General features: G+C 40.8%; 12 protein-coding genes and 1 tRNA gene. 12 read left to right on the top strand and 1 reads right to left on the bottom strand.

Annotated elements, in window-relative coordinates:
- The 4 genes from porL (at nucleotide 1) to NE848_RS08115 (ending at nucleotide 4,305) form a co-directional block, all read left to right on the top strand.
- Nucleotides 1–648, top strand: coding sequence for a type IX secretion system motor protein PorL/GldL (porL, locus tag NE848_RS08130; RefSeq protein WP_252112315.1), 648 nt, complete (start codon nucleotides 1–3; stop codon nucleotides 646–648).
- 50 nt (nucleotides 649–698) lie between these two features.
- Nucleotides 699–2,243, top strand: a complete 1,545-nt coding sequence (porM, locus tag NE848_RS08125) for a type IX secretion system motor protein PorM/GldM (protein ID WP_252112313.1) — start codon at nucleotides 699–701, stop codon at nucleotides 2,241–2,243.
- A gap of 13 nt (nucleotides 2,244–2,256) precedes the next feature.
- Nucleotides 2,257–3,150, top strand: coding sequence for a type IX secretion system ring subunit PorN/GldN (gene porN / locus NE848_RS08120; RefSeq protein WP_252112311.1), 894 nt, complete (start codon nucleotides 2,257–2,259; stop codon nucleotides 3,148–3,150).
- Between the two features lie 96 nt (nucleotides 3,151–3,246).
- Entirely contained in the window at nucleotides 3,247–4,305 is a 1,059-nt protein-coding gene (locus NE848_RS08115) for an NAD(P)/FAD-dependent oxidoreductase (RefSeq protein ID WP_252112309.1), read from the top strand.
- Here the strand turns inward: NE848_RS08115 and NE848_RS08110 are convergent.
- A complete protein-coding gene (locus tag NE848_RS08110) occupies nucleotides 4,302–4,688 on the bottom strand; it encodes a DUF983 domain-containing protein (protein WP_252112307.1) in 387 nt (128 codons plus the stop codon). The two genes, NE848_RS08115 and NE848_RS08110, sit on opposite strands and share 4 nt — an antisense overlap.
- Before the next feature lie 52 nt (nucleotides 4,689–4,740).
- Between NE848_RS08110 and NE848_RS08105 the strand changes: the two genes are divergently transcribed.
- From NE848_RS08105 to NE848_RS08070, 8 genes are all read left to right on the top strand, one after another.
- Nucleotides 4,741–6,657: an ABC-F family ATP-binding cassette domain-containing protein gene (locus NE848_RS08105; RefSeq protein ID WP_252112305.1), complete on the top strand. Its 1,917-nt coding sequence runs from the start codon at nucleotides 4,741–4,743 to the stop codon at nucleotides 6,655–6,657.
- Between the two features lie 63 nt (nucleotides 6,658–6,720).
- Nucleotides 6,721–7,863 carry an efflux RND transporter periplasmic adaptor subunit gene (locus tag NE848_RS08100; protein WP_252112302.1) on the top strand — a complete coding sequence of 381 codons (1,143 nt, stop codon included), beginning with the start codon at nucleotides 6,721–6,723 and terminating at the stop codon, nucleotides 7,861–7,863.
- Complete coding sequence (locus tag NE848_RS08095) at nucleotides 7,860–11,066, top strand: efflux RND transporter permease subunit (RefSeq protein ID WP_252112300.1); 3,207 nt, start codon at nucleotides 7,860–7,862, stop codon at nucleotides 11,064–11,066. The genes NE848_RS08100 and NE848_RS08095 overlap by 4 nt, the downstream gene beginning before the upstream one ends.
- Complete coding sequence (locus NE848_RS08090; RefSeq protein WP_252112298.1) at nucleotides 11,050–12,381, top strand: TolC family protein; 1,332 nt, start codon at nucleotides 11,050–11,052, stop codon at nucleotides 12,379–12,381. The genes NE848_RS08095 and NE848_RS08090 overlap by 17 nt, the downstream gene beginning before the upstream one ends.
- 2 nt (nucleotides 12,382–12,383) lie before the next feature.
- Nucleotides 12,384–12,566: a CPXCG motif-containing cysteine-rich protein gene (locus NE848_RS08085; protein WP_252112296.1), complete on the top strand. Its 183-nt coding sequence runs from the start codon at nucleotides 12,384–12,386 to the stop codon at nucleotides 12,564–12,566.
- 62 nt (nucleotides 12,567–12,628) lie between these two features.
- A complete protein-coding gene (locus tag NE848_RS08080) occupies nucleotides 12,629–12,982 on the top strand; it encodes a SpoIIAA family protein (RefSeq protein WP_252112294.1) in 354 nt (117 codons plus the stop codon).
- Nucleotides 12,983–13,041: 59 nt separating this feature from the next.
- A tRNA-Met gene (locus NE848_RS08075) sits at nucleotides 13,042–13,114 on the top strand.
- Between the two features lie 184 nt (nucleotides 13,115–13,298).
- Nucleotides 13,299–14,378 (top strand): serine hydrolase domain-containing protein, encoded by a 1,080-nt coding sequence (locus tag NE848_RS08070; protein WP_252112292.1) that lies wholly within the window; start codon nucleotides 13,299–13,301, stop codon nucleotides 14,376–14,378.
- The last annotated feature ends 190 nt before the right edge of the window (nucleotides 14,379–14,568 follow it).

Genomic DNA, 14,568 nt, shown 5'->3' with positions numbered 1-14,568 from the left:
ATGGCAAATTCAAGATCAACTAAGAAACTTACCAATATGGTGTATGGTCTGGGAGCATCTGTAGTTATTTTAGGTGCCCTGTTTAAAATCATGCACTGGCCTGGGGGAAATGCAATGTTAATTATAGGTCTTATCGTTGAGGCGTTAGTATTCGCTTATTCAGCATTTGAACCTGTAGATGATGAGTTGGACTGGTCACTAGTATATCCTGAATTGGCAGGAGGACAGTCAAAAGGAAGAAGTACTGCAATTGCAGAAGAGAAAGAAGCAGAAGGAATGTTATCCAAAAAACTGGATGAAATGCTGAAAGAGGCTAAGATTGATTCCAATCTTATGAGCTCTCTTGGGGAAAGCATTAGAAATTTTGAAGGTGCAGCTAAAGGAATAGCTCCTACTGTTGATTCGATGGCTTCTCAAAAGAAATACAGTGAGGAACTTAGCGTTGCCGCTGCTCAAATGGAGACTTTGAACAATATCTATAAAGCTCAGGTTGAATCTGCTGCCAGACAGGCCGAAGTTAACCAGGAGGTTGCTGAGAACGCAGGAAAACTTAAAGCGCAAATGGATTCACTTGCAAATAACATGGCTTCACTTAACAATGTGTATGGTGGAATGTTAACTGCAATGAACGGAAAAGCAAGAGTCTAATTGAATCTATCAATTAAGCTGTTTTTATTAATTAAAAAGACTAATTAGACATGGCATCCGGAAAACAATCGCCACGGCAGAAGATGATAAACCTGATGTATCTGGTTTTCATCGCTATGATGGCATTAAATATGTCCAAGGAAGTACTAACCGCCTTCGGACTTATGAACGAAAAACTTAACGAGACCTCGGCCAATTATGCTCAGAGAAATCAGGCATTACTGGCAGGACTTGATATGAAGGTTGAGGAACAACCTGCGAAATATACTTCCATCAAGGAAGATGCAGACAGGATCCATCAGCTTTCGAATGATCTTAACGAATATATTGAAGGTATTAAAGAACAGCTTAGGGCTTCTGTAGACGATCCTACCGATTATGAGACCATGGACAAGGCTAATACCATGGACCAAATGTTTTTCCAGAGTGGTAGAGTTTCTCCCGATGGTCAGGCATTTGTAGATCAGATAGATCAGTACAGGGAAGGTGTTTCCGCGATTCTTAGCGAAGATTATCCTGCCATAGCTTCAAAGGTAAATCTTCAGAAGGACTTCTCTACTGCAGAAGTTACTACCCGTGAGAATATAAAAAAGCCTTGGCTTGAGTATCATTATCAGGGCTTCCCGTTAATAGCTTCTATTACCAAGCTTACCCAGTTACAGGCTGATATCAAGAGTACCGAGACCGAGATACTTTCGTCTATGTTCTCTGGCCAGTTACAAAGTGATGTTTCTCTTACCAATTATCAGGCTATCGTAGTGCCAGATAAGACTGCTTTCTTTAGTGGAGAGAACTTTAAAGGTAAAGTTGTGCTTGGTCGTGTAGACAATACGCTTCAGTTCGATAATGTTACTATTAATGGTAGAGATATTGAAAGCACAGAGGCTGGTCAGGTTGTACTTGATTTCCCGGCAGGTAATGTAGGAGAACAAGAGATTAGTGGTCAGTTAGAATTTAAAGAGGGTGATTCAACAGTTGTAATCCCTGTTAAAAGTTCTTATTCTGTAATTCCAATGCCAAATTCAGCGGTTATTTCTGCTGATAAAATGAATGTGGTATATCGTGGGGTTCAAAACCCGATGACGATCTCCATTCCCGGTGTTCCGTCAGTAAGTGCTAATGCACCTGGACTGAGATCTGCCGGAGGTGCTGGTAAATACGTTATAGATGTAACTACACTTCAGGCAAGAGAAGTTACAATCAATGTTAGCGGACAACTTCCTAATGGAACAAGTGTGAGTGATAGCAAGAAATTCCGTGTGAAAGATATTCCAAGACCTGTTGGAACCATTCGAGGTGAAGACGGTGCGGTGTCTATGCAAAGAAACAGTCTTGAGATCGCTACCGTTGGAGCAGCTCTTCCAGACTTTGACTTTGACCTGAAGCTTAATGTTACAGGCTTTAAATTTAAAGTGCCTGGACAGCCAACAATTCAGGTAAATGGTGGTCGACTTGATGACAGAGCTAAGTCTGCACTTAGACGTGCTGGGCGTGGTGAATCTGTTCAGATTTATGATATTGAAGCTTCGCTTGCCGGAAACTCTAGTTATAAGCTTAAGAAAGTTGCTCCGGTAGTGATAGAGCTTACAAACTAAAATATTTTTTAAAATGAGCTTGAAGAAATTATTTGTATTTGGTTTTGTGATGATGGCAGGTGCCTCTTCTTTCGGTCAGGCAAACATCCTGAACGCCGATAAGCCCGAAGATATCGGGAAAAAATCGGAAGCTCAGGCTTTGGTAGATGAAGAAGATAAGCCTTTGGAATATGGATATGTGGGAGACCGTGACATCCTTTGGTCTAAGGGTGTTTGGGAAATTATAGATCTTGATGAAAGAGTGAATTTCCCTCTGTATTACCCCATAGATACCAATAACATTGGTACTAACAGGAGGTCACTTTATGATGTTCTTGTAAAGGCCATAAAAGAAGGTAAGATTGAAAATGTTTATGCAGATTCATATTTTACTGAAAAAAGGACTCTTAAAGACATTAGCGCTACCTTATCTAAGGTAGATACTACCGACCTTGGAATCGAGCAATACAATGCTGGTGAAGAAATTGATGCCCAATTTATTGATCGTCGTGACCTTGGATCGGCTGATATCGCTGAATATCATATCCGAGGACTCTGGTATTTTGATAAGCGTCTTGCTGAATTAAAATACCGGTTGCTGGGAATAGCTCCCGTGGCTCCTGATGTTAACTTTATCGATTCAGGACAGACCGATCTGGTTGAATTATTCTGGGTATGGTATCCTGATGCAAGAGAAGTTCTGCATGATGCAAAGGTGTTTACCGGAGGTAATACCTCGCAGACTATATCCTTTGATCACTTGCTGAATTCCCGAAGGTTTGATGGGGTTATCTATAAAGAAGATAATGTTCAGGGTGACAGGGAGATTGATGAATATATAGTAGATAATGCCTTTATGCAGTTGCTTGAATCTGAACGTATCAAGGAACAGATTAGAAATTTTGAACAGGATATGTGGAGTTATTAATTCCTCTGATCTTTATAAAACAAAAAGCGCTCTATTACGAGCGCTTTTTTTATGTCGTCATTTGATATTCGCAGATAGCCTTAATATCTTTAACCCATGTTGGATTATATAGTTGTTGGCCTCGGCCTGAGCGGTATCGCGGTTTCAGAGGAACTTGAAAAAAGAGATAGGAACTTTGTTGTGTATGAAGACGATTCGCAGAACTCTTCTTATGTAGCGGGAGGTATTTTTAACCCTGTAATTCTAAAAAGATTCACCCCTGCCTGGAAAGCTGCCGAGCAGATCCAGACGGCGATTCCTTTTTATGAGGGACTGGAACAGAAACTTCATGTGAGGCTTATCCATAACTGGAACATATACCGAAGATTTCATTCGATAGAAGAGCAGAATGAATGGTTTGTGGCTGCCGATAAACCCAATTTATCTCCTTTTCTGGATCCTGAACTTAAGAAGAATGATAATCCTAACCTTATTGCTCATTATTCCCTTGGAAAAGTTCTGAAGACTGGAAATATCGATACCGAGAACCTTTTGGATAGTTATATAGATTACCTTAAAAACCGATCGGCCTTCAGGAATGAAAGATTTCAATATTCAGATCTCGGGATAAATGAGGGGTATTTTGAGTATCAAGGTGAAAAAGCAAAGAATATTATCTTCTGTGAGGGTTTTGGCTTAAAGAGAAACCCATTTTTCAATTACTTACCTCTGAATGGAAACAAAGGTGAGTATATTACAATCTATTCGGAAGATCTTAAACTGGATTTCGCGGTAAAATCATCGGTCTTTCTGATTCCACTTGGGAACGATCTTTATAAAGCCGGAGCTACTTATGATCATAAGGATAAGACCGCTGAAACTACGCTCAAAGCTAAAGAACGCCTTGTTAGTGATTTGAAGCAGCTCATAAAATGTGATTTTGAAGTGGTAGATCAGGTTGCGGGAATACGCCCTGCGGTAGTTGATCGCCGACCCGTTGTTGGAGAGCATCCCGAAATATCAAATCTATATTGCTGCAATGGCTTTGGGAGTAGGGGAGTACTGATTGCCCCTAATATGGCTATTGAACTTCTTGACAAAATTGAAGATGATAAAGCCCTAGATCCTGAAGTGGACCTTCAGAGATTTACACAAAAATATTATCCAAAAGATTAATTCTTACCTGCATTTTTATTGTACTTGAAAAAAATATTTATCCAGATATTTCTGGAAAGGCGCATGATCACCGGCATGAATACGATTAATGTTCCAACAATAGATAAAAACGATCCCATTAAAGACGCACCGAACAGGAGAAAGGAAATAATGAATGCGGCCACGGCAAAGGCGATCCCTACTGCATAGCTCACGTACATAGCGCCATAAAAAAAGGAAGGTTCTATCTTATATTTAGTGCCACAATTTGAACAGCGCTCGTGCATTTTATAAACCTTGTGCAGTTTATAGGGGTTGGATTCTATATACATGCTTTCTTCCTGGCATACAGGGCAGGTGCCGGTAAGAATACTGTAAATTTTAGTTCCTTTAAGGAAAGTCATCTAATTTTTTTTGCATTGCAAATTTAAGCATCTTTGCAAAAAAACTGCTTTAATGCTTAATATTCATAATCTTTCTGTCTCGTTTGCAGGCGAATATCTTTTCAGGGAAATCAGTTTCAGGCTGGGAGCCGGGGACAGAGTGGGACTTATTGGTAAAAACGGAGCCGGAAAATCCACTTTGTTAAAGATCATCGCGGGAGAACAGGAATATGACTCCGGACAGATCGCCAAGGATAAAGAGCTTAAAATTGGATTTTTAAAACAGGATCTCGATTTCGAACAAGGCAGAACTGTAATTGATGAAGCCCATCAGGCCTTTGAGGAGATAAAGGTTTTGGAGGGCAAGATGGCCGAGATCAATGAGCAGCTTGCCACCCGTACAGATTATGAAAGTGAATCCTATAATCAGCTTATCCAGGATCTTAGCGAGATCACGCACCAGTATGAGATAATAGGAGGCTATAATTACGAGGGAGAGACCGAAAAAGTACTTCAGGGACTTGGGTTTGAAAGAAAGGATTTTGATAGGCTTACAGAGACTTTCTCTGGTGGCTGGAGAATGAGGATCGAACTTGCAAAGTTGCTGCTTCAAAATAATGATATTTTACTTCTGGATGAGCCTACCAACCATCTTGATATTGAAAGTATCATCTGGCTGGAGGGATTTCTGAATAATTACCCGGGCTCAGTAATGCTCGTTTCTCATGATAAGATGTTCCTTAATAATGTTACCAACCGAAGCATAGAGATCTCCCTGGGGAATATTTATGATTACAGGAAGCCTTATTCCGAATTCATGGAATTCAGGAAAGAACTTAGGGAACAACAGCTGGCTGCGCAGAAGAATCAGCAAAAAGAAATCGAGAGTACCGAGAAGCTTATCGATAAGTTCAGGGCTAAGGCAAGCAAGGCTTCTATGGCTCAATCGCTTATCAAAAAACTTGAGAAGATAGACCGAATAGAAGTTGATGAAGATGACAATGCTGTGATGGCAGTAAATTTCCCGGTTTCTGTAAATCCAGGGAAAGTTGTGATCGAAGCAGAACACCTGGAAAAATCTTACGGAGAGAAAAAAGTGCTTCGGGATGTGAACTTTTTGATCGAGCGGCAAAGCAAGATCGCTTTTGTAGGTCAGAATGGCCAGGGTAAGACTACGCTTGCAAAGATCATCATTGGCGAGATCCCGCATCAGGGGAAACTGAAATTAGGACATAATGTTCAACTGGGTTATTTTGCACAGAATCAGGCCGAATATCTGGACGGAGAAAAAACGGTTCTTGAAACCATGGAAGATGCCGCGAATGAGAAGAACAGGACCAAGGTAAGGGATATGCTGGGAGCTTTCCTTTTTCGTGGTGATGAAGTAGAAAAGAAAGTAAAGGTCTTATCTGGAGGCGAAAGAAACAGGCTTGCCCTTTGTAAGATGTTGCTGGAGCCATTCAATGTGCTGGTAATGGATGAGCCGACCAATCACCTGGATATAAAATCCAAGAACGTGCTTAAGGAGGCGCTCAAGAATTTTGAAGGTACATTGATAATCGTTTCCCACGACAGGGATTTTCTTCAGAATCTAACCAGCAGGGTCTATGAGTTCAGAAATCATAAGATCAAGGAATACCTGGGGGATATAGATTATTATCTGGACCAGCGAAAACTTCAGGATATGAGGGCGGTTGAAAAGAGCGAAAAAGTAAAAAACCCAAAACCTCGCAACGAAGGAACTCAGAAAAAATCTTTTGCAGACCAGAAAGAAATAAAGAAATTAAAAAACCGACTGAGTAAAACAGAAGCCAAGATTACCAAGATTGAAAGGGAACTAAAGGCGAAAGACAAACAGTTGGCAGAGAATTACGAAGAAACGGTAACTAAACCAGACTTTCTTAATAACTATAATTCTTCCAAAAAGAAACTCGAAAAACTTATGGAAGAATGGGAAGAACTTCAGCTGGATCTGGAGGAATTGAGCTAGAAGTTTGCCATAAATTATTTAGACAATTAAACCATAGGGACTAAATCTAGTCCAATAAGTATTATGGATAAACGCAAGATCATTCTATCTGTTCTGGGCATCGTGCTCATCATTGCTGCTGTTTTCGGCGCTAAATTGATCATAGACAGTAATGTAAAAGAGAAACCTCCTGTTAGAAAAACCGTTAAAAGTGTATTTATAGATACAGTTGAGAACGGAACGGTTCCTATTATTGTTCCCGCTAACGGAAATATTACGGCGCTGCACAGGCTGGAACTATATTCTGAGGTTCAGGGGATCTTCAGGTATAGCAGCAAGGATTTTCGTCCGGGACAAAAATATCGTAAGGGTCAGGTGCTTCTCAGTATAGATTCTGAAGAATACCGCGCCAGCGTTCAGGCAGCGAAGAGTGATCTATATAACAATATTACGTCCATTATGCCAGATTTACGGCTGGACTATCCCGATGCTTTTCAGAAGTGGGAGAATTACCTGAATAATTTTGATATAACCAAAGCGGTGCCTGCACTTCCCGAAACCGATACCGAGCAGGAGCAATATTTCATTACTGGCCGTGGAATCATTTCGGCCTATTACAATGTGAAGAACCTGGAAGAACGCCTTGCAAAATACACCATTATTGCCCCCTATGATGGAATTCTTACCGAAGCCCTGGTAAATAAGGGAACCCTTATAAGACCCGGACAGAAACTTGGAGAATATATAGATCCAAGTGTTTATGAACTGGAAGTTTCTATCGCGAAGAAATTCAGCGATATTCTTGAAGTTGGTAAAAAGGTGGAACTTTCAAATCTTGAGGGGACTGAAACCTTTGAGGGAACAGTGAGTAGGATAAACGGGAAAGTGAATCAGGAAACCCAGAGCATCAGGGTGTTTATAAGGGTTGAAAATCCTGAGTTAAGCGAGGGAATGTATCTCGAAGCAAAGCTTGATGCTAAAGATGAAGAAAACGCGATAGAAATTCCAAGAGAATTACTTGTAGAAAGGTCTAAGGTGTTTATAGTGCAGGATAGCACACTTAACCTGGTAGATGTAAATCCCGTGTATTTCACCAATAATACTGTGGTGATAAAAGGCCTTGAAGATGGAACAAAGATACTTTCGGCAAATGTGCCGGGAGCTTATTCGGGGATGCTGGTGAAGATCGAAGGTCAGAAGGATCTTCTTAAAAAAGAACAGTCTTGAGAAATCTGATCAATTACTTTATAAAGTTCGGGGTTGCTGTAAATGTAGTGATCATCGCCTTTGTGATCTTTGGGATCATAGGGGTGCTGAACATGAAATCTTCATTTTTTCCTTTACAGGAATCCAGGATTATCAATATCAGTATTGCTTACCCGGGTTCAGCTCCTGAAGAAATAGAGGAAGGGATCATCCTTAAAATTGAGGATAACCTGAAAGGGCTTGAAGGTATAGACCGGGTGACCTCGGTTGCCAGGGAAAGTGGCGGTTCCATTACCGTGGAGATTGAAAGAGGCGAGAATATCGATGCCATGCTCACGGAGGTTAAGAATGCGGTAGATCGCGTTCCAACCTTTCCGGGAGGAATGGAACCTCTGGTGGTTTCCAAACAGGAATTTGTGCGGGAGACCATAAGTTTTGCGGTTAGTGGGGAGAATGTTCCTCTGGCAACGCTTAAGCAGATAAGTCAGCAAATAGAAAATGACCTCAGGCTGCTTGACGGAGTCTCGCAGATAGAAATTTCCGGCTTTCCCCAGGAAGAGATTGAGATCGCGGTGAGTCAGAACGACCTATTAGCCTATAATCTTACTTTTGAGCAGGTGGCACAGGCGGTCAGAAATTCAAATATCCTTTCTACCGGGGGAACTATTAAGACCGATGCAGAAGATTATCTGATCAGGGCCAATAACCGGGCCTACTATGCCGATGAGCTTAATGATATTGTACTTAAATCTAATGCTACGGGAGAGATCGTCCAGTTAGGAGATATAGCCGTGGTGAGGGATCAGTTTTCGGAGACACCGAATGCCCTTTACTTTAATGGAAATGTTGCGGTGAATGTCTCTGTTAGTAACACCAATAGCGAAGACCTTCTTTCTACCGCTGAGAAAATAAATGAATATATAGAGGAGTTCAACCAGAAGAGCAGTAACGTTCAGTTGAATGTAGTGAGTGATTCCTCCATCACCCTGGGACAGCGAACCCAGTTGCTCGTGGAGAATGGGTTTATGGGAATCCTGCTGGTGTTGTTCTTTCTTTCATTGTTTCTGAATCTTCGTCTTGCCTTCTGGGTAGCCTTCGGACTTCCAATCGCCTTTTTAGGAATGTTCATTTTTGCAGGCTCTATGGGGGTAACTATTAATGTTCTTTCGCTTTTCGGGATGATCATCGTGATAGGGATCCTGGTAGATGATGGGATCGTGATCTCGGAAAATATCTATCAGCATTCCGAAATGGGAAAAAGCCCGGTAAAAGCAGCTCTGGATGGTACTATGGAAGTAGTTCCGCCTATTTTATCGGCGATCATTACTACGGTGCTGGCATTTTCAACCTTCCTTTTTCTTGATAGCCGGATAGGAGAGTTTTTTGGAGAGGTTTCTACCGTGGTGATACTTACGCTGGTCATTTCTCTGATTGAGGCACTCATCATCCTGCCTGCCCATATTGCACATTCCAAGGCGTTAAGGAGAACTTCTGAAAATGGACAGCCGAAGAAGAAGGGCATTAGAAGTCTGTTCCATTATATGCGGAAGATAAATTCGCTTGGCGACCGGGCAATGAGCTTTATGCGGGATAAAATTTACAGTCCTGTTTTGCGATTTGTGTTGACCCAGCAGATAATGGCATTTGCAATACTTGCTGTGGTACTTATACTTACTATAGGAGCAATCGGAGGGAACTGGATACGTATCACACTTTTTCCGAGTATCGCCAGTGACAGGGTGAGCATAGATTTGCTTATGCCCGAGGGAGTGAATCCCGAAAGGACCGATTCTATAATTTCACTGGTGGAGTCTGCGGCATGGCGAGTTAATGAAGAATATACCGAGAAGCAGACGGGAAATAAACAGGTAGTTGAAAATATTATAAAAAGGGTTGGTCCCGGTAACAATAAAGCTTCTTTACAGGTAAATCTTTTACCCGGGGAGGAAAGGGGTTTTGGTTCGCCCGAGATCACTAATGCGATAAGGGATGAAGTAGGGCCTGTATACGGTGTGGAAAGTCTCACTTTCGGTTCCGGAGGAAATTTTGGTGGTTCGCCTATATCGGTTTCTCTCCTGGGAAATAATCTTGGAGAACTGGAAGCGGCCAAGGAAGAATTAAAACAGAATCTGGAAAATAATTCTCTTTTAAAGGATGTTACCGATAACGATCCAAAAGGTATCAAAGAGATCAACGTACAGCTCAAAGATAATGCCTATGCGCTTGGGCTGGACCTAGGTGAGGTGATGAGACAAATAAGGAATGGATTCTTTGGAGCCCAGGCACAGCGTTTTCAGCGTGGTCAGGATGAAATTAGAGTATGGGTACGATATAACAGGGAGAACAGATCTTCAATCAATAATCTTGACGAAATGAGAATTGTCACTCCTTCAGGTCAGCGTGTTCCGTTCGACGAGATCGCTAATTATGAAATTGTCAGGGGAACAGAGTCTATAAGTCATCTTGATGGAATGAGGGAGATCCGGGTTTCAGCAGATATGGAAGACCCCAATGGCAGTTCTACTGAGATCCTTGAAGATATCAGGGCAAATGTGATTCCACCAATACTCGAAAAATATCCAAGTATCACCGTCTCTTATGAAGGTCAGAACCGGGAAGCTTCAAAACTTACCGATTCAGCTGCTAAGGTGATTCCTATTATTCTCTTCCTGATCTATGCTACCATTGCCTTTACGTTCAGAAGTTACAGTCAGCCATTTCTGCTAATGATCATGATCCCTTTCAGTATTATTGGAGTGGCGTGGGGTCACTGGTTGCATGATTTTCCTATCAATGTTCTTTCGGCACTAGGTATCATAGCCCTGGTGGGAATTATGGTAAATGACGGATTAGTTCTCATAGGTAAATACAATGGCTTCCTACGGGAAGGAATGGATTTCAAAAAAGCACTTTATGAGGCGGGAAGATCAAGATTCAGAGCTATCTTCCTTACTTCTCTTACAACTATCGCCGGACTCGCTCCGCTGTTACTGGAGAAGAGCAGGCAGGCTCAATTCCTGAAACCAATGGCGATCTCCATTTCTTATGGGATAGCGGTTGCAACAGTGCTTACACTATTGTTATTGCCGTTACTTATATCTATAAGTAATAGTATCAAGGTCGGGGGCCGTTGGTTAAGAACAGGAGAAAAACCTGCAAAGGAAGACATGGAAAGAGCAATTAAAGAGAAAAAAGAAGCAGCATCACATGAAAGTATTACATAGTCTAATTCTTGTTCTTATAGTTGGTTGTTTTTCTCCTGCATTGGCCCAGCAGCCGGTCTTGACCAAAGAGGAGGTAATTGCCAGAGCCCTTGAAGAAAATTTCGGGATAAGACTCGCGCGAAATGATGTTGAAATAGCTGAAAACAATCAGAGTATCCTTAATTCGGGATACCTGCCCAGTCTTAGTGGAAATGCTGGTGCTAATTATGATATCAATGACCGTCTTACAGAACCGGATGGCAGGGAACCAGTGGATCAGCGGGATATTGAGAACACACGTTACAATGCCTCCATAAACCTTGATTATACTCTTTTTGATGGTCTTGGAAGGTTATACAATTACAGGAGCCTGAAGGAGCAATATGATCTCTCTCAACTGCAAGCGAGGGAAACCATTGAGAATACCATTCTGCAGATTATGAGTGTGTATTATGAAGTAGCTCGTTTATCTGAAAACGTGGGTGTACTTGAGGAAAGTCTTGGAATATCACAAAACAGGGTGACGAGGGCCAAATATCAGTTTCAGTATGGGCAGGCAAATAACCTGGTTGTATTGAACGCCAGGGTAGATGTGAATAACGACAGCATTGCCTTGATAGAGGCTGAACAAAGGCTTAGAAATACCAAAAGAGACCTGAATGTCTTGCTTAACCGGGAAATCAGCTCCAATGAATTTAAGGTAGACACCACGGTCAATTTCATTTCAGAACTGGAATTGGAGAGTTTTGTTGATCAGGCTGAGCTGAATAATGTGTCGCTGTTACAGATAGAAAAGAATCTTGAAATTAGCGATTATGATATCAGGATAAGTAAGTCGGGCTACCTGCCAACTTTGGGCCTTACCGGTTCTTATGGCTGGAACAGGAATGAGAGTGCGGCTACCGCTTTTTTTCCGGGATCAACCACAACTACCGATGGTTTGGCTGCAGGATTGAGTCTTAGGTGGGATATCTTCGATGGTGGAAGAACAAGTGTACAGATCAAAAATTCCAAAATACGATATCAGAATCAGGAGATCATCAAAGACCAATTGATAAGCGAGGTTGAAAGGGATATAGCGAACGCACTTGGGAATTACCGCAATAAACTATATATTTTGAACGTTCAGCAGGAGAATGTAGAAACGAATATGGACAATTTTAACCGGTCTGAAGAACAATATAAACTAGGGAGAATTACATCTATAGAGTTCAGGCAGGCACAGATAAATCTTCTGGATGCCAGGACCAGTCTGAACCTTGCCAAATATGACGCAAAGCTTGCTGAACTACAGGTGCTTCAGTTGACCGGTCAGTTGTTGAATGTTGAGTTGTAATTATGTACGAACATTTTTTTCAGTGTCCTTACTGCTGGGAAGAGATCTCCGTTCTTCTTGATCCTTCAATTTCCCATCAAACCTATATAGAAGACTGTGAAGTCTGTTGCAGGCCTATAGAATTTCATGTGAGTTTTGAAAATTCTGAACTTGTAGGTTTTGAAGCAAGGGATATAGAGCAATAATATTTCGGTTTCAAGTATCATCACTTCTGAATAATCGCTAATTTTAAATTAATAATTTAATTATGGCAATAAGTTTTGAATTAGCGGACCACGTGGTTGGAATTATGGTAAATGAGGATGTTACCAGTGAGTATCTGGAAGAGATCCATGGGCTTATTGAAGAGAAGTTACAGGAACACGATTATATTAATCTTTTTTGTGAGATCATGCCCGATAATAAGGTACCCTTGAAATTACTCCTTGAGAATATTAAATTCAAATTCGATCATTCTAACCAGATCAAGAGACTGGCCATGGTAACAGATCTTGGCTGGGTACGTACTTTTATGGATATAGATAATTTCTTTGTAAGTACCCAGGTAAAGTCTTTTGAGATAAAAGACAGGCTTGAAGCCATTCAATGGATTTCTCAATAATTTTCCTAAAAAAAGTTTGGTGTAATACTAAAATCTATCTTATATTTGCCGTCCAATATCGCGGGATAGAGCAGTAGGTAGCTCGTCGGGCTCATAACCCGAAGGTCACTGGTTCGAGTCCAGTTCCCGCTACTAGCAAAAAGCCACTCAATCGAGTGGCTTTTTTATTGTTGTAAGATGGAAAAAATAGGCAGATAAGAATAAGCGGAAGGTTCGAGTCTTCTTTAATGCTTGCAGTATGTTTTACTACTTAATTATGAAATTTCACCTTTTTTATTAAAAAAAAATTATTTTGAGTGAAAATTAAATTTTTGAAATGATGAAAACTCTTTTCTTCCTAGGGATATTTTTTGTCGCAATTCAATCTTTTTCTGCTCAGTCAGTAAATTCAGCTACTGAAAATAATATTTTCGAGGTTGCTGATAGCTTGGCAAGCAAAGAATTTTCAGGTGTCATCATCCTTCAAACTAATGAAGGAGATAAGAAAGTTTTCGTTAATGGAATGGCTAATGATGAATTAAAGCAATCTCTTGAGGAGAGCGATTTATTTAATCTTCTATCTTTAGGTAAATCTCTTACGGCAGCTGTTATCTTGAAGCTGGTGCAAGAAGGAAAGTTAAAATTTCAGGATACAATTAGCAAATATTTGCCTCACAGGGAAATCCCTAATAAGGATAAAATTACCATTCAACAATTGCTTTCACACACTTCAGGTCTAGGAGATTATATGGCTACTGAAGACTATGAATCCCTTCCTGATTCTGAAGTAGACCTCATGACATTGTTATCCATAATTGAGCAACAACCAATAAAGGGAAAACCTGGAGAATCCTTTGTGTATTCTAATAGCGGTTATATAGTATTAGGAGCAATCATCGAAGCTATCGGGCAAGATTCTTATGAAGATTTATTAAAGGAAAAAGTTTTGCAGCCTGCGGGAATTGAGGAAGTTCGTTTTTCGGTTGGAGGCAGGGAAGTGAATTATTATTCAGGAGAATCCAGAGAGCGAGTTAATGAAGGTTTGCCACCTGCCTCGTCTGATGGAGGGATTTGGATGAGCGCAGGAGATTTATTAAAGTTTTTGAATTTTCTTTTCAGTGATGATTTTACAGACGAAAGTCGAGGCCTTCTTTTTGGTCGTATTTTAGAATTTCCAGACAGAGGTGAAAGGAAAAATGGAGGGCTTGCTTCATCCTTTCTTGTTTATGAGTACCCTCCAGAAATTAAGGTGATTGGCAATAATGGTGGTTATAAAGGCTCCACCTATTCCGCATTCAGAGTATTGTATAACCAGAAAGGCGAAAGAGTTATGACAACAGTCTTATCTAACAGGCAAGATACTGCGGGTCCAGTTATTAAGGCATTGGAAAGTGAAATCAGGAAATATCTTCAGTAGTTAATATTTTATTAGGGTTGCTATTGCCGACAAATCCTGAAAGAATTTGTTCGATATTTCAAGCTTTCCTGCTACTAGCAAAAAGCCACTCAATCGAGTGGCTTTTTTATTTTCATTGTGTTCTAAGTTGGTAATCAGTAAAATACCTCTTTGGTGGTATTTTGCCGTATCTATACTATCCCTATTTTAC

The sequence above is a fragment of the Gramella jeungdoensis genome, assembly GCF_023805255.1.
Taxonomy (GTDB): domain Bacteria; phylum Bacteroidota; class Bacteroidia; order Flavobacteriales; family Flavobacteriaceae; genus Christiangramia; species Christiangramia jeungdoensis.
This window is presented reverse-complemented; position numbering and strand designations above follow the sequence as displayed.

Bases quoted from the DNA above. Each gene is read 5' to 3' on its own strand.
- NE848_RS08110 (WP_252112307.1), bottom strand. From the start codon at position 4,688: ATGACTTTCCTTAAAGGAACTAAAATTTACAGTATTCTTACCGGCACC.
- NE848_RS08090 (WP_252112298.1), top strand. From the start codon at position 11,050: ATGAAAGTATTACATAGTCTAATTCTTGTTCTTATAGTTGGTTGTTTT.
- NE848_RS08115 (WP_252112309.1), top strand. From the start codon at position 3,247: ATGTTGGATTATATAGTTGTTGGCCTCGGCCTGAGCGGTATCGCGGTT.
- NE848_RS08080 (WP_252112294.1), top strand. From the start codon at position 12,629: ATGGCAATAAGTTTTGAATTAGCGGACCACGTGGTTGGAATTATGGTA.
- porL (WP_252112315.1), top strand. From the start codon at position 1: ATGGCAAATTCAAGATCAACTAAGAAACTTACCAATATGGTGTATGGT.
- NE848_RS08105 (WP_252112305.1), top strand. From the start codon at position 4,741: ATGCTTAATATTCATAATCTTTCTGTCTCGTTTGCAGGCGAATATCTT.
- porN (WP_252112311.1), top strand. From the start codon at position 2,257: ATGAGCTTGAAGAAATTATTTGTATTTGGTTTTGTGATGATGGCAGGT.
- NE848_RS08070 (WP_252112292.1), top strand. From the start codon at position 13,299: ATGATGAAAACTCTTTTCTTCCTAGGGATATTTTTTGTCGCAATTCAA.
- porM (WP_252112313.1), top strand. From the start codon at position 699: ATGGCATCCGGAAAACAATCGCCACGGCAGAAGATGATAAACCTGATG.
- NE848_RS08085 (WP_252112296.1), top strand. From the start codon at position 12,384: ATGTACGAACATTTTTTTCAGTGTCCTTACTGCTGGGAAGAGATCTCC.
- NE848_RS08100 (WP_252112302.1), top strand. From the start codon at position 6,721: ATGGATAAACGCAAGATCATTCTATCTGTTCTGGGCATCGTGCTCATC.